Origin of the sequence: Citrobacter sp. Cs237 (genome assembly GCF_030332325.1) — a bacterium.
GTDB lineage: Bacteria > Pseudomonadota > Gammaproteobacteria > Enterobacterales > Enterobacteriaceae > Citrobacter_A > Citrobacter_A sedlakii.
Genome location: NZ_JAOWIB010000044.1, coordinates 41106 through 60191 on the forward strand (window position 1 = coordinate 41106; position 19086 = coordinate 60191).

The 19086-nt window shown below is 55.6% G+C and carries 18 protein-coding genes and 1 pseudogene; 8 read left to right on the top strand and 11 right to left on the bottom strand.

Annotation, left to right across the window (positions count from 1 at the left end; genetic code table 11):
* Positions 1-10 precede the first annotated feature (10 nt).
* Complete coding sequence (gene fdnG, locus OGY07_RS01450; protein WP_082636871.1) at positions 11-3061, bottom strand: formate dehydrogenase-N subunit alpha; 3051 nt, start codon at positions 3059-3061, stop codon at positions 11-13.
* Between the two features lie 191 nt (positions 3062-3252).
* Between fdnG and fdhD the strand changes: the two genes are divergently transcribed.
* Both fdhD and OGY07_RS01460 read left to right on the top strand, forming a co-directional pair.
* Positions 3253-4089 (top strand): formate dehydrogenase accessory sulfurtransferase FdhD, encoded by an 837-nt coding sequence (gene fdhD, locus OGY07_RS01455; protein ID WP_042292478.1) that lies wholly within the window; start codon positions 3253-3255, stop codon positions 4087-4089.
* 126 nt (positions 4090-4215) lie between these two features.
* The gene (locus OGY07_RS01460) at positions 4216-4428 is read left to right on the top strand and encodes a YdgH/BhsA/McbA family protein (protein WP_042292481.1); all 213 of its coding nucleotides are present in this window, start codon (positions 4216-4218) and stop codon (positions 4426-4428) included.
* Positions 4429-4468: 40 nt separating this feature from the next.
* On the opposite strand, the gene OGY07_RS01465 is transcribed toward OGY07_RS01460, so the two are convergent.
* Positions 4469-4792 (bottom strand): AzlD domain-containing protein, encoded by a 324-nt coding sequence (locus OGY07_RS01465; RefSeq protein ID WP_042292504.1) that lies wholly within the window; start codon positions 4790-4792, stop codon positions 4469-4471.
* Positions 4792-5451 carry an AzlC family ABC transporter permease gene (locus OGY07_RS01470; RefSeq protein WP_060570987.1) on the bottom strand — a complete coding sequence of 220 codons (660 nt, stop codon included), beginning with the start codon at positions 5449-5451 and terminating at the stop codon, positions 4792-4794. Before OGY07_RS01470 ends, OGY07_RS01465 begins: the two co-directional genes overlap by 1 nt.
* Positions 5452-5551: 100 nt before the next feature.
* On the opposite strand from OGY07_RS01470, the gene OGY07_RS01475 reads away from it, so the two are divergent.
* Together OGY07_RS01475 and OGY07_RS01480 are read left to right on the top strand one after the other, a co-directional pair.
* The gene (locus tag OGY07_RS01475) at positions 5552-6100 is read left to right on the top strand and encodes a helix-turn-helix domain-containing protein (RefSeq protein ID WP_042292509.1); all 549 of its coding nucleotides are present in this window, start codon (positions 5552-5554) and stop codon (positions 6098-6100) included.
* Between the two features lie 346 nt (positions 6101-6446).
* Entirely contained in the window at positions 6447-7838 is a 1392-nt protein-coding gene (locus OGY07_RS01480) for a carbohydrate porin (protein ID WP_060570988.1), read from the top strand.
* A 43-nt stretch (positions 7839-7881) separates the two neighbouring features.
* On the opposite strand, the gene rhaM is transcribed toward OGY07_RS01480, so the two are convergent.
* The 6 genes and pseudogenes from rhaM to rhaB form a co-directional block, all read right to left on the bottom strand.
* Positions 7882-8196, bottom strand: coding sequence for an L-rhamnose mutarotase (gene rhaM, locus OGY07_RS01485; RefSeq protein ID WP_042292513.1), 315 nt, complete (start codon positions 8194-8196; stop codon positions 7882-7884).
* Entirely contained in the window at positions 8193-9341 is a 1149-nt protein-coding gene (gene fucO / locus OGY07_RS01490; RefSeq protein ID WP_060570989.1) for a lactaldehyde reductase, read from the bottom strand. Before fucO ends, rhaM begins: the two co-directional genes overlap by 4 nt.
* Before the next feature lie 55 nt (positions 9342-9396).
* Positions 9397-9516 (bottom strand): annotated as a pseudogene (locus OGY07_RS01495) (ABC transporter permease); the annotation flags it as partial.
* Between the two features lie 51 nt (positions 9517-9567).
* Complete coding sequence (rhaD, locus tag OGY07_RS01500; protein ID WP_205613116.1) at positions 9568-10395, bottom strand: rhamnulose-1-phosphate aldolase; 828 nt, start codon at positions 10393-10395, stop codon at positions 9568-9570.
* A 64-nt stretch (positions 10396-10459) separates the two neighbouring features.
* Positions 10460-11719, bottom strand: a complete 1260-nt coding sequence (gene rhaA, locus OGY07_RS01505) for an L-rhamnose isomerase (protein WP_199957756.1) — start codon at positions 11717-11719, stop codon at positions 10460-10462.
* On the bottom strand, positions 11716-13185 hold the full coding sequence (gene rhaB, locus OGY07_RS01510) for a rhamnulokinase (RefSeq protein WP_042292526.1): 1470 nt from the start codon (positions 13183-13185) through the stop codon (positions 11716-11718). The genes rhaA and rhaB overlap by 4 nt, the downstream gene beginning before the upstream one ends.
* Before the next feature lie 302 nt (positions 13186-13487).
* Here rhaB and rhaS point away from each other — a divergent pair, with 302 nt between their 5' ends.
* Entirely contained in the window at positions 13488-14324 is an 837-nt protein-coding gene (gene rhaS, locus OGY07_RS01515) for an HTH-type transcriptional activator RhaS (protein WP_269677595.1), read from the top strand.
* Positions 14325-14479: 155 nt separating this feature from the next.
* Positions 14480-15328 carry an HTH-type transcriptional activator RhaR gene (gene rhaR / locus OGY07_RS01520; RefSeq protein WP_286598268.1) on the top strand — a complete coding sequence of 283 codons (849 nt, stop codon included), beginning with the start codon at positions 14480-14482 and terminating at the stop codon, positions 15326-15328.
* Here the strand turns inward: rhaR and rhaT are convergent.
* A complete protein-coding gene (gene rhaT, locus OGY07_RS01525) occupies positions 15325-16359 on the bottom strand; it encodes an L-rhamnose/proton symporter RhaT (RefSeq protein ID WP_181822231.1) in 1035 nt (344 codons plus the stop codon). The genes rhaR and rhaT overlap by 4 nt on opposite strands.
* 288 nt (positions 16360-16647) lie before the next feature.
* On the opposite strand from rhaT, the gene sodA reads away from it, so the two are divergent.
* A complete protein-coding gene (gene sodA / locus OGY07_RS01530; protein WP_042292530.1) occupies positions 16648-17268 on the top strand; it encodes a superoxide dismutase [Mn] in 621 nt (206 codons plus the stop codon).
* 82 nt (positions 17269-17350) lie between these two features.
* Here sodA and OGY07_RS01535 read toward each other — a convergent pair whose 3' ends face one another.
* Complete coding sequence (locus OGY07_RS01535) at positions 17351-18241, bottom strand: dihydrodipicolinate synthase family protein (RefSeq protein WP_042292532.1); 891 nt, start codon at positions 18239-18241, stop codon at positions 17351-17353.
* Between the two features lie 154 nt (positions 18242-18395).
* Here OGY07_RS01535 and yiiM point away from each other — a divergent pair, with 154 nt between their 5' ends.
* Positions 18396-19067, top strand: a complete 672-nt coding sequence (yiiM, locus tag OGY07_RS01540) for a 6-hydroxyaminopurine reductase (protein WP_286598274.1) — start codon at positions 18396-18398, stop codon at positions 19065-19067.
* Positions 19068-19086 lie beyond the last annotated feature (19 nt).

Consider the following 19086-nt stretch of genomic DNA (forward strand, 5'->3'; position numbering starts at 1 on the left):
GTCGTCTCCGTTATACCTTTTCCACATTCACCAGGAAGGACTTAAACTCCGGCGTCTGCGTGTTCGCATCACCAACGAATGGCGTTAACGTATTGGCGATAAACCCTTTTTTCGCCACACCCTCGTAGCCCCAGTGAATCGGAATACCGATGGTATCGATATCCTTGCCGTCAGCTTTCAACGTGCGGATACGCTTGGTCACTACCGCCTTAGCCTTAATGTAACCGCGGTTAGAGGAGACTTTCACCGTATCGCCGTGGGCAATGCCCAGCTTGTTCGCCAGCTTCTCGCCAATTTCCACAAACTGTTCCGGCTGGGCGATAGCGTTAAGCAACGCGTGCTTAGTCCAGTAGTGGAAGTGCTCGGTCAGACGGTAAGTGGTGCCGACATACGGGAACTTATCGGCTTTACCCAGCGCTTCGGCGTCGCTCTTAAAGATGCGAGCGGCAGGGTTAGAGATCACGTTCGGGTGCAGCGGGTTGGTGCCCAGCGGTGTTTCAAACGGCTCATAGTGTTCCGGGAACGGACCTTCCGCCATCTTATCGACAGCAAACAGGCGCCCCATCCCTTCGGGCTGCATGATAAACGGTCCGACATCGCTACCCGGTGCGGCGGCGCTGTAGTCCGGAATATCCATCCCGCTCCATTTCGTCCCATCCCATTTCAGGATTTGACGTTTCGGATCCCACGGGTTGCCTTGTGGATCAGCGGAGGCGCGGTTATACAAAATACGACGGTTAAGCGGCCATGCCCACGCCCAGCCCAGCGTATTGCCGAGGCCTGACGGATCGGCGTTATCGCGACGCGCCATCATGTTACCTTCCGGTGTCCAGCTACCGGCAAAAATCCAACAGCCGCTGGCGGTGGTACCATCGTCACGTAACTGGGCGAACGAACTGAGCTGCTGGCCTTTCTTGACGATCACCGCGCCCGTTGCCGGGTCGACGATATCCGCCAGCGCTTTACCGTTACTTTCCTGCGCCACTTCTTCCGAATCTGGCTCATCCGGTTTGGTGTAGTTCCAGGTCATGTTCAGCACCTGTTCCGGGTTGGCGCCGCCCTGTTCGGCGTACATCTTGCGCATACGCAAGAAAATACCCGCCAGAATTTCACCGTCGGTACGGGCTATTCCCGGTGCGTCGGCACCTTTCCAGTGCCACTGCAACCAGCGACCGGAGTTAACGATAGACCCGTTTTCTTCCGCAAAGCAGGTGGACGGCAAGCGGAACACTTCGGTCTGAATTGTCGACGGATCGACATCGTTCGACTCGCCGTGGTTCTGCCAGAAGGTTGAGGTCTCGGTGTTGAGCGGATCAATGGTCACCAGGAACTTCAGTTTCGACAGGGACGCGATCACTTTGTTTTTGTTCGGGAATGACGCCACCGGGTTAAAGCCCTGGCAGATATAGCCATTGACCTTGCCCTCGTTCATCATCTCGAAGTACTGCAGCACGTCGTACCCTTTGTCCCACTTCGGCAGCCAGTCAAAGCCCCAGCTGTTTTCCGCCGTTGCTTTGTCGCCAAAGAAGGACTTCATCAGCGAGACAAAGAATTTCGGATAATTGCCCCAGTAGTTGACCTGGCCTTCCAGCAACGGCTTCGGCGTATTGGCGGTAAGGTAGGTTTGCAGGTCGGTCTGCTTCTCGTTCGGCAGGGTCAGGTAACCCGGCAGGCTTTGCGACAGCAGGCCCAGGTCGGTCAGCCCCTGAATGTTAGAGTGACCGCGCAGGGCGTTAACGCCGCCGCCCGCCATCCCCATGTTGCCGAGCAGCAGCTGGATCATCGCCATGGTGCGGATGTTTTGCGCGCCGATGGAATGCTGCGTCCAGCCGAGGGCATACAGGAACGACGCGGTTTTGTCTTTCGCACTGGTTTCCGCGATGTACTCACACACCTTCAGGAAGTCGGCTTTCGGTGTGCCGCAGATATTTTCGACAACGTCCGGCGTATAGCGGGAAACGTGCTGTTTCAGCAGGTTCCAGACGCAGCGCGGGTGCTGCAGGGTGGTGTCGCGTTTCGCAAAGCCGTTTTCGTCCAGCTCGTAGTTCCAGCTGGTTTTGTCGTATTTACGTTGCTCCGCGTCGTAGCCGGTGAACAGGCCATCGTCGAAGCCAAAGTCTTCACGCACGATCAGGCTGGCGTTGGTGTAAGCTTCGGTGTATTCGCGGTTGTATTTTTCGTTTGTCAGCAGGTACAGCATCACGCCTGACAGGAAAGCAATGTCAGTACCGGAACGAATCGGCGCATAGAAGTCGGCCACCGACGCGGTACGCGTAAAGCGCGGATCGATCACAATCAGCTTCGCGCCGTTGCGAATTTTCGCTTCCATCGCCCAGCGGAACCCGACCGGGTGCGCTTCAGCGGCGTTACCGCCCATTACCACGACGAGGTTGGCGTTCTTAATGTCGACCCAGTGGTTGGTCATCGCACCGCGACCAAATGTTGGAGCAAGACTTGCTACCGTTGGTCCGTGTCAGACACGCGCCTGGTTGTCGACCGCGAGCATACCCAGCGCGCGGGAGAATTTTTGCGTTAAATAGCCGGTTTCGTTACTGGAGGCTGAAGCACACAGCATGCCGGTCGACAGCCAGCGGTTGACGGTCACGCCTTCAGCGTTCTGCGCAACGTAGTTGGCGTCGCGGTCTTCTTTCATCAGCTTCGCGATGCGGTCAAACGCCTCGTCCCAACTGATCTTCTGCCATTTATCGGAGCCTGGCGCGCGGTATTCCGGGTACTTCAGGCGGCTTTCGGAGTGGATGAAGTCCACAAGACCGGCCCCTTTCGGGCAGAGTGCGCCGCGGTTTACCGGATGGTCCGGATCGCCTTCAATATGGAAGATAGATGCTTTGGCGTTTTTCGCCCCGTCGCCGAGGCTGTACATTAACAGCCCGCAGCCAACGGAACAGTAAGTGCAGGTATTACGGGTTTCGCGGGTGCGCAGCAGTTTGTATTGCCGTGTTTCCGCTAGCGCTACGCCGGGCGCGAAGCCCAGTGCCGCCGCCGTGGTGCCTGCCATACCGCCAGCGCAGATCTTAAAGAACTGCCTTCTGCTGACCTGCATGGTTTGCTCCTTGTTTCGACATTGTCACTTCTCATTCACATTCAGTCTGAATGCTCAGGGAGTGGTTGTTATTTTTCTTTGCGGAGAGGACCGCAAAGGTCCAGAATTGGGTCAATTTCCCCTTGTCCCGGTGGGGTTTGTGACAGAATACCACAATGTTGGTACGTCTGTTCTTATACGGTTAAAAGAAAGTGAATAAGATACATCCAGAAGAAGTCGAATATGTGACAAATGTCACGGGTTATCGCGAGGTTAGCCTCTGGACGCGCGAGGATTTGCAACATCCTCAGCGGGATGAGGTCGCGGAAGAAGTCCCGGTTGCGCTGGTCTATAACGGCATTTCGCACGTTGTGATGATGGCGTCGCCGAAAGATCTTACGCATTTCGCCGTTGGCTTTTCCCTTTCTGAGGGAATCATCGCCAGCCCGCGGGATATTTTTGGTATGGATGTCGTGCCGTCCTGTAACGGGCTTGAGGTGCGGATTGAGCTTTCCAGCCGCCGCTTTATGGGGTTGAAAGAACGTCGCCGCGCGCTGGCTGGACGGACTGGCTGTGGCGTCTGCGGCGTGGAACAGCTTAACGACATTGGTAAACCGGTGCAGCCGCTGCCATTCACCCAGACGTTTCATCTCGCCAGTCTCGACCCGGCTTTACAGCATCTGAAGGACTTTCAGCCCATCGGAAAACTGACCGGATGTACCCATGCCGCAGCCTGGGTTATGCCTTGTGGCGAACTGGCGGGCGGTCATGAAGATGTGGGACGTCATGTGGCGCTGGATAAACTGCTCGGGCGTCGTGCCGGGGAAGGAAAAGCCTGGGAACAGGGGGCGGCGCTGGTATCCAGTCGCGCCAGCTATGAGATGGTGCAGAAATCGGCGATGTGCGGCGTTGAAATCTTATTTGCGCTCTCTGCCGCCACTACATTAGCGGTGGAAGTAGCCGAGCGCTGCAACCTGACGCTGGTGGGCTTCTGTAAGCCGGGCAGGGCGACCGTTTATACGCACCCGCAGCGGCTAATTGCCGGATAACACATTCAGTTTATTTGAATTAGATTGGCAAATCCTTCCGCTTTCAGTTGTCTGAGTAACGGCCTATTATTTATCACATCAAGGCACAGTGCCTTACTCAAACAACCAAGTGAAAGGGTTTATATCATGAAAAGCATCAAAACTTTTGTCGCAGTTATCGCTCTCGCTACGTCCTTCGGGACTTTCGCCGCGCAGTCCGTGACCGCAACCGGCTCGACACTGGAAAGCGCGGAAGCGAAAATCGCCGCTCAGGCTGAACAAGCTGGCGCCAGCGCCTACAAAATTACCCAGGCTTATACTGGTAACCGTGTGCACATGACTGCTGAATTGCTGAAATAAGCCTTGCCGGACGGCGCAGTTCAACTGCGCCATCCGGTAATTAGTGCACTCCCGCCATTCTCAAGAGCGCCGTCACCACCGCCGCAGCGATAATCACCACAATCAGCGGCATTTTCCGCCAGGCGAGAAATACCGCGAAAGCCACGCCCAATACGCGCGCCATACCCGCAAAGTGCTCGCCTTCGTAGAAGGTGGTCGCCAGCGCAACGGAAAACAGCAATACCGTCGCGGCATCGGAAAGCAGCGCCTGCGAACGCTCGGAAAGCGCCAGACGACTCCCCAGCTTTGCGCCGCCGAGGCGCATCAGGTAAGTACCCGCCGATAAAATTGCGATGCCGAGGATAAACAGTGTCATGTTGCCCATTATTTTTTCCTCGTCAGTAAGCCAAGCAGGGAAAGCAGCACCGGCAGCCCGACCGGCGCAAAAGGCACGGCAGCAAGCGACACGGCGGCGCCGCTCAGGCTGCGAATTAAAGTAGTACGGTTTTTGAAAGCAGGTACCACAAGCGCGAGCAGGATCGCCGGGAACACGGCGTCGAGACCGATGGTTTCCGGCGCGGGCAGCAACTGTCCCACCACCGTACCCAGCAGGGTACCTACCGGCCAGAGAATGGCAACGCCCAGACCGCAAAGCCAGTAAGCGGCTTTACGCTGCTCCGGCGTTTTCTGCGACAGGCCAAACACCACGCTCTCATCGTTCATAATGTGGCAGCCCAAAAAGCTGGCGGCGCGGGTGCCGACCAGATCGCGCACCGTCACGCCGAAAGGTACGTGGCGGGCATTAACCAGTAAACCGGCTGCCGCTGCCGCTAACGGGTTTCCGCCGCTGGCGACAATGCCGATGAACATGAATTCTGACGCGCCGGCCAGAACAAAAATCGAGAGCACAAACGGTACCCAGACCGGGAAACCGTAGGCCATCGCCAGCGAGCCGTAGGACATGCCCACTACGCCGACGGCCAGGCATACCAGAAATATCGCTTTTATCGTGTCTGCTTTCAGACTGGAAAAGAGGTGTTTCATCCATTTTAGCCATATCGAACGAGTTTCCATTATAATGAACGGAACATGATCGATTTACAAGACGAACGAATCGTTCGTTATAAAAAACGCGGAGACGTGAATGACACAGCCCATCAGCGTGATTGCTAAAAGTCTGGTACGCGAACGTCAGCGGACAGGACTGTCGCTGGCGGAAATCGCCCGCCGGGCAGGCATCGCCAAATCCACACTTTCACAGCTGGAAGCGGGAAACGGTAATCCTAGCCTGGAAACGCTCTGGTCGCTCTGCGTGGCGCTGGATATCCCCTTTGCGCGGCTGCTGGAACCGCAGGTGCAAAAAACGCAGGTGATTCGGCGGGGCGAAGGGACAAAAGTGGTGGCGGAGCAGGCGCACTATCAGGCCATTTTGCTGGCTGCGTGCCCCCCTGGCGCACGTCGCGATATCTATTTACTGCTGACCCAGCCGGGTGCCGACCGCGTTTCACAGCCCCATCCGCCTGGGTCGATAGAGCATATCATCGTGACGCAGGGAAAAGCGCTGGTTGGTCTGACCGACGCGCCGGAAGAATTAGGTGTGGGTGACTATATTTGTTACCCCGCCGATCGGGAACATATATTTAAGGCGCTGGCACCGGATACGCAGGCAATTCTGGTCGCCGAACAAAATTAAGATTATTTCGATTAATTCGAGCGTGGTGTAATAACGTCACGCTCAATGATTAATCAAAATTATATTTTCATTAAATCTATATTTATAACTTTTTACGATATTTCGTTTATTTCCCCGCTTTTGTTAGATTCCTCACGAACTGTGTATTTGCTGCATTTACACCAATAAATCAGAATGCTAATAATTATTAGCCTGTGAAAGCACCCGCAATCGCTGTTTAATCATTCATGGGTTCAATTGCTGGTGTCAATATATATAAAAATAAAATTGTTCTTATCTCATTATTCACCACGCGTATTCCTACAGGAAAACGCTGATCATTCTTTATTTCAAGGAAAGCGAATAAATGAAGAAATCGACGTTATCTTTAGCAATCGGATTATTATTAGTGGCAAATACCGGTTTTGCTAAAACAGCGCAATTGACTCTGGAACAACGGCTTGAGCAATTAGAGGCCCGACTGGCGGCGGCGGAAAACCGGGCGGCCCAGGCGGAAAGCCAGGTACAACAATTACAGGTCCAGCAGGCTGCGGAGATCCGCGAAATCAAAGCCGCTCAGGGCAACACTCCGGTTAACGGACAGACACCGACGGAAGAAACGCAGAAAAACGCCGCGACGCCAAATCTGCAGCTCTCCGGCTACGGTGATTTGAAGATCTACGGCGATGTGGAATTTAACATGGATGCCGAAAGCAAACATGGCCTGCTGGCGATGACCAATGCCAATATGGATCCTGACACAACGAATGAACAATGGGATCTGAATGGCCGTATCCTGCTGGGTTTTGACGGGATGCGGAAGCTGGATAACGGCTATTTCGCTGGCTTCTCGGCGCAGCCGTTAGGAGACATGTCCGGCACGGTGGACATTGATGACGCGGTCTTCTTCTTCGGCAAGGAAAACGACTGGAAGGTGAAAGTCGGGCGTTTCGAAGCCTACGATATGTTCCCGCTGAATCAGGATACGTTTGTCGAACATTCCGGCAATACCGCTAACGATCTGTACGACGACGGCAGCGGCTATATCTACATGATGAAAGAAGGGCGCGGACGTTCCGACGCGGGCGGTAACTTCCTTGTCAGCAAGCAAATCGATAACTGGTATTTCGAACTCAACACCCTGCTGGAAGACGGTACCGCGCTGTTTAATGAGGGTGACTACCATGGTCGTGAGATGGATCAACAGAAAAACGTTGCCTATCTGCGCCCGGTTATCGCGTGGTCAAAAGATGAGTTCTCGGTGGCCGCGGCGATGGAATCGAACGTGGTCAATAACGCCTACGGCTACACCGACGCACAGGGCGACTTTGTCGATCAGTCCGACCGCACCGGCTATGGCTTAACCATGACCTGGGACGGCTTAAAGACCGATCCGGACAACGGTGTGGTGCTTAACGTCAACACCGCGTATCTGGATGCCAGCAGTGAAAAAGACTTTACCGCCGGGGTGAACGCCCTGTGGAAGCGCTTTGAGCTGGGGTATATTTACGCGCATAACAAGATTGATGAATATTCAGGTGTCGTCTGCGACGATGATTGCTGGATTAACGATGAAGGCACCTATGACATTCATACTATTCATGCGTCCTATCAGTTCGCCAACGTGATGGATATGGAGAACTTCAATATCTATCTCGGTACCTATTATTCCATCATGAACAGCGACGGCGATGACGTTCACGGCGACGATTCCGACGACCGCTACGGCGCCCGCGTTCGCTTCAAATATTACTTCTGATGCAAAAAGGCCCGGTATTCACCGGGCCTGGACTCACTGGCGCTTACGCCAGATAAAACACTTCCTTCAGTTCCGCGCTGACCGGGCTGTTGTCCGGGTTTGCGGGCATCACGTCGCGCATATGTTTCCACCAGCGCTGACACACGTCAGTATTCGCGACCGCGTTCCAGCGCTCTTCGGACTCAATCTCCACGGTGGCGAACAGCAGGTTGCGCGCTTCGTCGAGATAGATCGCATAGTGATGCGCGCCGTGCGCTTTTAGCACCGCTTCCAGCTCCGGCCAGATGGGGTTATGGCGGCGCTGATACTCTTCGTGCGCGTCGCCGTTAACCTGCATCACGAATGCTTTACGGATCATAACGCCTCCAGGTATAGCTCGCGGACTTCATCGCGGCTGGCAGTGCGCGGGTTGCATGGCGCGCACGGGTCAGCCAGCGCTTTATCCAGCCAGCCTTCGATGTCCTCTTTGGTTACGCCGAGTGCGCTGAACCCTTCCGGAATACCCACGCGTTTGCTCAGGGCGCGGATCGCATTAATCGCTTCCATACTTGCCGCTTCATCGCTCATGCCGCGGGTATCCACCCCCATCGCTCCGGCGATGCGGGCAAAACGCGCGACGGCGTTCGGGCGGTTAAAGTTTTCAATGATCGGCAGCAGGATGGCGTTGCAAACGCCGTGCGGCAGGTTGTGAGTCGCGCCCGGCTGATGCGCCAGCGCATGAACCAGCCCCAGGCCGGCGCTGTTGAATGCCATCCCCGCCAGATACTGACCGAACGCCATCTGCTCACGGGCTTCCATGTTGTGGCCATCATCCACGGCTTTCGGCAGCCACAGGTTGATCAGACGGATAGCTTCCAGCGCGTTAGCGTCGGTTAGCGGGTGCGCGCCAACGGAAACGTAGGCTTCCACCGCGTGGGTCAGGGCATCCATACCGGTCGCCGCGGTGACGGACGCCGGAATATCCAGCATCACGCTGGCATCGTCTACCGCAATATCCGGAATGATATTCGGGTCGATGATCACTTCTTTTACCTGACGTTCGGCGTCAATAATCACCGCGTTGCTGGTCATCTCAGCCGCTGTCCCGGCGGTGGTGTTGATCGCGACCAGCGGTACGCCCGGGTTCTTCACTTTGCCCACGCCGGAATAGGACGTGGATGGCGCCGGGTTAGCGGTAAGGATTTTCACCGCTTTGGCGGTATCGATTGGGCTGCCGCCGCCAAATGCGATGATGTAGTCGCAGTTCGCCTCCTGATACGCCGCGTAACCCTTTTGCACCAGCGCTTCGGTTGGATTCGGGAACACCTCGTCAAACAGATGATACGACATCTGGTGCGCATCCAGCGCGGTGAACAGGCTATCGAGTAGCCCAAGCTTCACCAATTGACCGTCGGTGACGATCAGCGCTTTTCCCCACTGCTTGTTCGCAACCAGATTCACCATATCGCCAATCGCCCCTGCGCCGTGCAGGCTGATTTTGGGAAGTGCCAGCATAAAGCTCATGTTATTCTCCTTAATTACGATGAAATTATGTCCGGCGGCGCTGCGCTTGCATGGCGCCGGAACCGCCAGGGATAGGGATGCCGCTCAGTACCCCACAGGCTGCCACGGCCTGCCACTCAAAACCGTTAGCCACATCGACATATGCAACAGCGAAACGGGAGATCCACATATTGCCGCTCTGGTAAGGTTTCAGCGCGGCAACGGTGAGCGGGGCGCGATGTTGCGATTAATACAGTTCTAATGCGCTGGCGAGCGGGGTGACGCCGAAACGTTTACCCAGCGCGATCAGTTCTTCACGGCTGATGGTTTGCTTCATACCGCCCATCGACAACACTTTGACTAACACTTCGGCGGACTTCTCTGCGGTGTCGATCAGGCCGAACGCTTCATCCAGCGTCGGGCCGCTGCCAAACACGCCGTGGAACGGCCACAGGACCAGCGAATGTTTTTGCATTTCCTGTGCGGTGGCCTGGCCGATGTCGTCGGTGCCCGGCACCATCCACGGCAGAATGCCGACGCCGTCCGGGAACACCACCAGACACTCTGTACTGCCTTCCCACAACTTGCGGGTGATGAGATCGGTGCTGTTTTCCAGCACGTAGGTCAGGGCGATCAGGTTGGTCGCGTGGCAGTGCATGATCACACGGTCTTTGCCATGGGTCGCGTTGATGCGCTCGCAGTGGGAGAGGAAGTGCGCCGGCAGTTCAGAGGTCGGCACCGCCTCGTGGGTCAGTCCCCATAAAATGTGATAGCCCGCGCCGTCGCTATCGACTTTCACCACGCCTAAATTGGCTGCCGGGTCGAGCTGCACATTGCGGAAAAATTTACCGGAACCGGTCACGATAAACGGCGTGTTCGCCAACAGCGGCATTGGCTGGCTCAGGGCGATGTAACGTGGCGTGGCGTGGAAGTCTGCGCTGAACGGCGCGATATCCGCCTCGTCGAGACGCAGCGTCAGGTTGCCGCCGTTGCGCTCGTCCCAGCCTTTCAGCCAGGCATCGGAGGTGGCTTTGATCATCCCCTGAACAAACCAGGAATCGGTAATGTTTTGCATAATATAGTGTACCTGTCTCATTATTTGCCCGATGGCGCTGGGCCGATCGGGCCTACGATTTGTCTTAACGACGTTGACTGAGGATCGCTTTCTCGTATGCGCGTACGTTTTCCAGCCACTGGCTACCGGCTGGCGTATCGTGACGCTGGCAGTACATTTCCCAAACCGCCTGCCACGGCAGTGATTTTTGTTCTTCCAGCAGCGCCAGACGCGCGGTGTAATCGCCGCTGGCTTCCAGCTGGCGCAGTTGTTCTGTTGGCTCCAGCAACGCGCGCAGCAGCGCTTTTTTCATGTTGCGGGTGCCAATAACCCATGCCGCGATGCGGTTGATGGAGGCGTCGAAGAAATCGAGACCGATGTGGACGCGGTCGAACAGATTGTGGCGTACGATCTCGCTGGCGATCGCCTGGGTCTCGTCGTCCAGCAGCACCACGTGGTCGCTGTCCCAACGGACCGGGCGGCTGACGTGCAGCAGCAGGCGCGGCACGTAAAGCATCGCGGCAGAGATCTTGTCGGAAATCACTTCAGTTGGATGGAAGTGGCCTGCGTCCAGGCACAGCGCGGTCTGGCGGCTGGTGGCATAGCCCATATAAAATTCGTTGGAGCCGACGGTGTAGCTTTCCGCGCCGATGCCAAACAGTTTGCTTTCCACGGCGTCGATGTGATGCGCCGGATCGAGTTTCTCGCTGATCACCTCGTCCAGTGCGTCCAGCAGACGCTGGCGCGGCGCTAAGCGGTCAACGGTAATGTCTTTCATGCCGTCCGGGATCCAGATATTCATCACCGACGGCGTGCCCAGTTGTTCGCCAAAGTAAGCGGAAACGCGGCGGCTGGCCTTGCAGTGATCGATCCAGAACTGACGGGTTTTGTCGTCGGCATGGGAAAGGGTGAAGCCGTCCGCGCTCAGCGGATGCGAGAAGCAGGATGGGTTAAAGTCCAGCCCGAGCTGGTTCGCTTTTGCCCATTCCACCCAGTTTTTAAAGTGTTCCGGTTTTATTTGGTCGCGGGAAACCGGGGTCTCCGACTCCAGATAAATGGCGTGCAGGTTCAGGCGCTTCGGCCCTGGGATCAGGCTCAGCGCTTGCTCAAGGTCGGCGCGAAGCTCCGTGGCGTTACGTGCTTTACCCGGGTAGTTGCCGGTGGCCTGAATGCCGCCGGTAAGCGATCCTTCCGGATTTTCAAAACCGGCTACGTCATCGCCCTGCCAGCAGTGCATGGATACCGGCAGACGATCGAGCTGGCGCAGCGCCTCCTCGACATCAATACCTACAGCGGCGAAGCGTTGTTTCGCCAGTTCCCAGGCTTGTTCCAGTTGAGTGGTCATGCGCAAAGCTCCTTTGTCTGTCGTTTTGCGTGAAATTGCGCGACATAGCGGGCAATTTCACTGTCAGGATGAGGGGTAAAAGTCGTCAGGTTATAGTTGGCGGTGACCACCTGGCGGAAGTCATCGACGTTGCTCAGTTCATCTAAGGTCATCAGTTGAATGCCGATATTACCGAGCGTAGAGGCTTCGATCGGACCGGCCATCACGCGGATGCCGCAGGCGTCGGCGCAGAGCTGGTTAAGCAGGGCGTTCTGGCAGCCGCCGCCGACGATGTGTAACTGGGTGAAGGCCTCGCCGCGCAGGGCCGCCAGTTCCTCAAGCACATCGGCGTACAGCAGCGCCAGGCTGTCGAAAATGCAGCGCGCCAGCTCCGCGTCGCTGACCGGTACCGGCTGTCCGGATTCGCGGCAGGCCGCCTGTATTTCCGCGCACATGTCGTCCGGGTTGATAAAGCGATCGTCGTTAGGGTTGATCAGGAAGCGGCAGGCTTTTAACGTCTGCGTTTCGGCGATCAGCGCAGGGAGATCGCCGATCTGGCGTTCTTTCAGCACGCGCTGGAGCAGCCACAGCCCCATGATATTTTTCAGTACCCGGTAACGGCCTTCCGCGCCGCCTTCGTTGGTGATATTGGCCGCCAACGCCGCGTCGTTGGTGTACGGCGTACGGCTTTCAAAGCCCATTAACGACCAGGTTCCCGACGAGAGGTAGGCGCTATGGGTATCGGCCAGCGGAGAGGCGATCACCGCGCTGGCGGTGTCATGACTGGCGACGGCAACCACCGGAATTGCGTTCTTCTGCGGACAAATCCAGTAGCCAATGACATTGCCGGGATGCGTAGGGCGGCCAAACCAGGTTTTCTCCGCACCGGTCCAGGCCAGCAGGGTCTCATCCCAGTCGTCGCTGTTGATATTGACCAGTTGGGTGGTGGTGGCGTTGGTGTATTCCCAGTTCATTTCGCCGGTAAGACGATAGCTGAAGTAGTCAGGGATCAGCAGCGCGTGAGCCACCTGCGACACCAGTTCTGGCTGCTGTTCGACCAGCGCGCGCAGTTGGTAAAGCGTATTGAACGGCAGAAACTGGATCCCGCTACGCTGATAAATATCGCCTTTACCGATCTGCGCCTGCGCCAGCGGCATAATGCCGGTGGTGCGGCTGTCGCGGTAGGAGACCGGTAGCCCGACCCGCTGGCCCTGCTTATCCAGCAGGACATAGTCCACACCCCAGGTGTCGATGCCGATGCTGTCAATGCGGATGCCTTCATCGCAAACTTTCTCCAGCCCGAGGCGAATGGCGTCTTCAAGACTGTCGACGTCCCACGTATCAAAACCGTCCTGTTTTTGCAGGCAGTTTACGAAGCGGTGGATTTCACGCAGCGTCAGGGTGCGATGTTCACTGTCATAGCGCGCCAGCATTACGCGTCCGCTGGATGCGCCGAGATCGACAGCGACACAATGGCGAAAAGTCATAGCGAGGTCCTTCTGAGTTTCATTGCGCTCAGTCTAAAAAACCTCGTCATGGCTCACCTTCTTGTTACTGACAGCCATAATTAGCCGCTGGCAAGAAAGCAAAGATGAACGTGATAGCGTTCACAGTTTCCAGTTATACCGCCCCGTTTTCCTGATGTGATGTCGACCGCATTTCCGGATCTTTCCCGCCTTTTCTTGAAAAATTGACGCTGTTTGCTCAGTTTCGTGTCGAAAATTTAAGGTGAGGTTGATAACCCTTAATTACTATTTTGCCATGTTCATTTCATCCGGAAGGGATCATCATGACCGTACTGCACAGCGTGGATTTTTTCCCATCAGGTAAAGCGCCTGTCGCCATTGAGCCCCGGCTGCCACAGTCTGCCTTTCCGGAGCATCACCATGATTTTCATGAAATTGTGATTGTGGAACACGGCACAGGCATCCATGTGTTTAACGGACAGCCGTATACCATTAGCGGCGGCACCGTCTGTTTTGTTCGCGATCACGATCGGCACTTATATGAACACACCGATAACCTTTGCCTGACCAATGTGCTCTACCGTTCGCCCGATGCGTTCCAGTTTTTGTCCGGGCTGGATCAACTGCTGCCCCAGGAACAGGATGGGGCGTACCCTTCGCACTGGCGGGTGAACCAAAGCGTGCTTCAACAGGTGCGCCACCTGGTGGCGCAGATGGAACAACGCGATGAAGAAATGGATCTCCCCGCGCTGGCGAACCGCGAAATTGTGTTTATGCAACTGCTGGTATTACTGCGCAGAAGCAGTCTGATGGAAGGGGCGGAAAATAACGACGCGCGACTGAATCAACTGATGGCGTGGCTGGAAGACCATTTCGCCGAAGAAATATGCTGGGAGGCGCTGGCTGACCGGTTCTCGCTGTCGCTGCGTACTCTGCATCGTCAGCTCAAGCAGCACACCGGGCTGACGCCCCAGCGCTATCTTAATCGTCTGCGTCTTATCAAAGCCCGCCACCTCCTGCGACACAGTGATGAAAGCGTAACGGACATCGCCTATCACTGCGGTTTCGGCGACAGTAACCACTTTTCGACGCTATTTCGTCGCGAGTTTAATTGGTCGCCACGCGATATCCGTCAGGGGCGCGATGCGTTACTTCAGTAACGCGAATGCAGTCACCGTTTTTTGCTGCGAGATTTGTTAGTAATGATGCAATGATGAGGCCGGATAGCGACGCGTTAGCGTTCTATCCGGCCTGCGTGTCACGCTTTTTGTAGGCCGGGTAAGGCGATAACCGTCATCCGGCAGGGAAGACTTTGGTGGCGAATCAGTTAGTCCTGTTAAAAAAAGACTTTTTTGCCGGTGATGAACAGGCTGTCGCCGTCGCCGATCGCTATCCGCAGAGCGTGTTTGCTGCACATACCCATGAATTCTGTGAACTGGTAATGGTGTGGCGTGGTAACGGGCTGCACGTGCTCAATGATCGTCCGTACCGGATTACGCGTGGCGATCTGTTTTACATTCGCGCGGAAGACAAGCACTCCTACACCTCGGTTAATGACCTCGTGCTGCAGAATATTATCTATTGCCCGGAGCGGCTTAAGCTGAACCTTGCCTGGGAGAGCGCCATTCCCGGTTTCAACGGTACGCCAAGACAGCCGCACTGGCGATTGGGCAGCGCCGGAATGACCCAGGCGCGCCAGGTGATTAACCAGCTTGAGCATGAAAGTCATCAGCACGATCCGCTGGTTAATGACATGGCGGAACTGTTATTCGGGCAACTGGTGATGACGTTGAAGCGTCACCGCTACGCTACCGACAACCTGCCAGCCACTTCCAGCGAAACCTTGCTTGATAAACTGATCACCGCGCTGGCGGGAAGCCTTGAGCGACCGTTCGCGCTGGATGCATTTTGCGATCGGGAAGGGTGTAGCGAGCGCGTGCTGCGCCAGCAGTTCCGCAATCAGACCGGTATGACCATCAACCAGTATCAGCGCCAGGTGCGCGTCTGCCATGCGCAATATTTGCTTCAGCACAGCCGCCTGATGATCAGTGAAATTTCGATGCAGTGCGGGTTTGAGGACAGTAACTATTTTTCGGTGGTGTTCACCCGGGAAACCGGGATGACGCCCAGTCAGTGGCGTCATCTCAGTACTCAAACCGATTAACTGGCCATTCCCAGACCAACGATATTGGCGGCAATAATGATGACCACACAGCCCAGACTCAGTACGCCGACAGGACGACGTCCGGCGTTGTTCCACTCTTTCAGTACCAGTCCGACGATCCCGCCGCAGAGTACGTAGAAGCTCATGTGCAGCATCCAGCTAATGTAGTCGTACTGCGCCGGAATACGCGCGTGGCCCCAGGCGTAAAAGAAGAACTGTAAGTACCACATCAGACCGCCCAGCGCGGAGAGCAGTATGTTGGAGACGATCAGCGGTTTTGCCAGCGAGAAGTCGGCTTTTATCGACAGATCTTTTACTTTTGCCAGACGAATAAAGCAGAAGCCAAGGTTAACCAGCGCGCCGCCGCCCATAATCACCACATAGCTTGGCAGAGCGACATACAGCGGGTCGACACCCAGCGCGGCAGCCGCTTCGTGCATCGGTTTTGCAGCGTTCATCGCAAAGGACATCCCGGCAGAGAAGATGCCGCACATCACTGCCAGCAACAGGCCTTTTTTCAGATTGAAATCCTCGGCCTTGATGCCCATTTTACGCTCTTTAAGCTGACCGGCGCGGGTGACGATCGCGACGCCAATCAGGGCCACCAACACGCCCAGCAGCGTCATCCGCCCGCCTTCGGTGTTGATCAGCACATCAAAATTGCCGTTGATGATAGGCGTCATCAGCGTACCGACAATCAGCGTGATGCCAATCGCGATACCAATGCCCATCGACATGCCGAGATAGCGCATTGTCAGGCCATAGTTGATGTTGCCGATACCCCACATGGCGCCGAACAGGAACACGGGCAGCAGAGTAGAAAGATTGAAGGAGCTGAAATAGGCCCAGAAGTCAGGCAACAACATGGCGCTGATGGTCCAGGGCAGGATCAGCCAGGAGACAATGCCTCCCACCGACCACATGGTTTCCCATGACCACTGTTTAACTTGTTTGAACGGGGCATAGAAACAGGCTGCACTGGCCGCACCTATCAAATGCCAAAAGATACCCATCGTAATCGCGTTACTCATCACGTCATCCTCATTGTTTTTATCGTCGGTTTTACCCATCCGACGTCATGAGTTTAAAAAGTGCGCAGATACATAACCTTTTAACGGTTGCCGCAGTCACGGCGTTGATGGCAATCAGGACGTTAACTGAGTGATTTGGCTCACATATCAGGTAAAGTGAGAAAAAAAAGATATCCCTACAAAAACTACGGCATTGATAATCATTTTCAATATCATTTAATTAACTATAATGAACCAACTGCTTACGCGGCATTAACACCCAGCCGCTCGACAATAATGGAGATGATTATGAGTTATACACTGCCATCCCTGCCGTACGCTTACGATGCACTGGAACCGCACTTCGATAAGCAGACGATGGAAATCCACCATACCAAACACCACCAGACTTACGTTAACAACGCTAACGCAGCGCTGGAAAGCCTGCCGGAACTGGCCGCGCTGCCGGTTGAAGAACTGATTACGAAGCTGGATCAGGTGCCTGCGGACAAGAAAACGGTTCTGCGTAACAACGCGGGCGGCCATGCTAACCACAGCCTGTTCTGGAAAGGCCTGAAAAAAGGCACCACCTTGCAGGGCGACCTGAAAGCCGCTATCGAGCGCGACTTCGGTTCCGTTGATAACTTCAAAGCGGAATTCGAGAAAGCCGCTGCCACCCGTTTCGGCTCCGGCTGGGCGTGGCTGGTGCTGCAAGGCGATAAACTGGCTGTTGTTTCTACCGCCAACCAGGACTCCCCGCTGATGGGTGAAGCGATTTCTGGCGCATCCGGTTTCCCGATCCTGGGTCTGGACGTGTGGGAGCACGCTTACTACCTGAAATTCCAGAACCGCCGTCCGGACTACATCAAAGAGTTCTGGAACGTGGTGAACTGGGACGAAGCTGCGGCGCGTTTCGCGGCTAAAAAATAATTTGTCTGTCGGATGGCGCGGTGACGCCATCCGGTACGCATCAGCAGGCCCGGTGAGCGAGAGCGCCGCCGGGCCTGTTTTTTTATCTGCCAAAAACGGTATCGATCGTCTGGCATTGTTGCGCATTCAGTTCCCCACCCGCGTTGCGCGACACGCCGGTGCAATAGCCAAACTTGCGCGATACCACTGTTTTAATGGTGGTGACAAAATCCTCGCCGATGGCGTAAATCGACATATAAACGCCGATCTTCTGCTGGATATCGCGCAGGGTGGCGAGGTCGCCCGCCCTGAATGCCTCGCGCGCGCTGACAAACAACTCCGGCATTACGTTGTTCAGCCCGGAAATAATCCCCGCACCGCCTGCCAGCAGGTTAGGAATGTAATATTCGTCATAACCGGACAGTACCGCGAAATCATCGCGTACCGCGCGCGTCGCCTGGATCATGCTGCGGGTATGCGACTGACAGTCGACGGTATCTTTAATACCGGCGAAGTTCGGGAATTCGCCGGCGAGGGTTGCGACCAGCTCCGGCGTTAAATCGCAGCCGGTACGCGCCGGAAAGTTATAGGCGAACCATTTGCCGCTGAGCTGTTGCCCAAGCTGGCGAAAATAGCGCAATAGCTGGGTTGGCGTCTGGCCGTAGTAATACGGCGGCAAAACCATCACCGCGTCATAGCCTGTGAGATACGCTTCCTTCGCCATCAGCAGCACGTCCTGCGTACAGGTTGAGGAGACGTTAGCAACCATTTTTAGCGTGCTCATGGCGCGCGCCTCACGAATCAATAACAGACGCTCTTCTAACGAGAAAGAGGCGAATTCCCCGATACTGCCCATCAGTAAAATGACGTCGATTCTGGCCTCTGTCAGGCGGCTCAGGTGTTGCTTAAGCCCGTTGAGATCGATCTTGCCGTCATTATCCATTGGCGTAATGGAGGGGCACCAGACGCCAGCAAACTGCGTTTGACCTGTCACGTTGTTGACTCCTTATTCTGAAATGGCGTTTCAAAAGACCATTCATTGATAACATGTCTCTTATTGCATCATGTGAACCGTGCTCTCATTTTGCGCACCCGAGGTAAAATAATTGTGGTTAAATAGGGCAAATTTATCGGGGGAGAGGGACCAGATGCGCTATCCAGTAGAGGTATTTACCGGCAAGATTCAGGACTACGCGGGAAACCGCCCCAGTGCGATCGCCAAAATTCAGGTGGATGGCGAACTTAAGCTCACCGAACTCGGTCTGGAAGGCGACCAGCAGGCGGAAAAGAAAATTCACGGCGGGCCGGATCGCGCGCTGTGTCATTACCCCCGCGAGCATTACGGCTGGTGGGCGCGTGAATTCCCCGGGCAGGCGGAGCGGTTCGTGGCTCCGGCATTTGGTGAAAATCTCTCAACCGAAGGACTCACCGAAGAGAACGTCTTTATTGGCGATATTTTTCGCTGGGGCGAGGCGCTGATCCAGGTTACGCAGCCTCGTTCGCCGTGTCATAAGCTTAACTTCCATTTCGGCATCAGCGATATGGCAAGCCAGATGCAAAACAGCGGTAAAACCGGCTGGCTGTGCAGCGTGATTGCCGCCGGGAACGTGTCGACGGACGCGCCGCTGGAGCTGGTCTCCCGTATTAGCGACGTGTCGGTGCAGGAAGCCATCGCGATTGCATGGCATATGCCGTTCGATGATGAGCAGTATCATCGTTTGCTGTCGGCGGCAGGGCTGTCGAAAAGCTGGACCAGAACAATGCAGAAACGCCGCCTGAGCGGCAAGATAGAAGATCAGTCGCGGCGTCTGCGCGGCTAAAACCTCTATCGCCATCCGG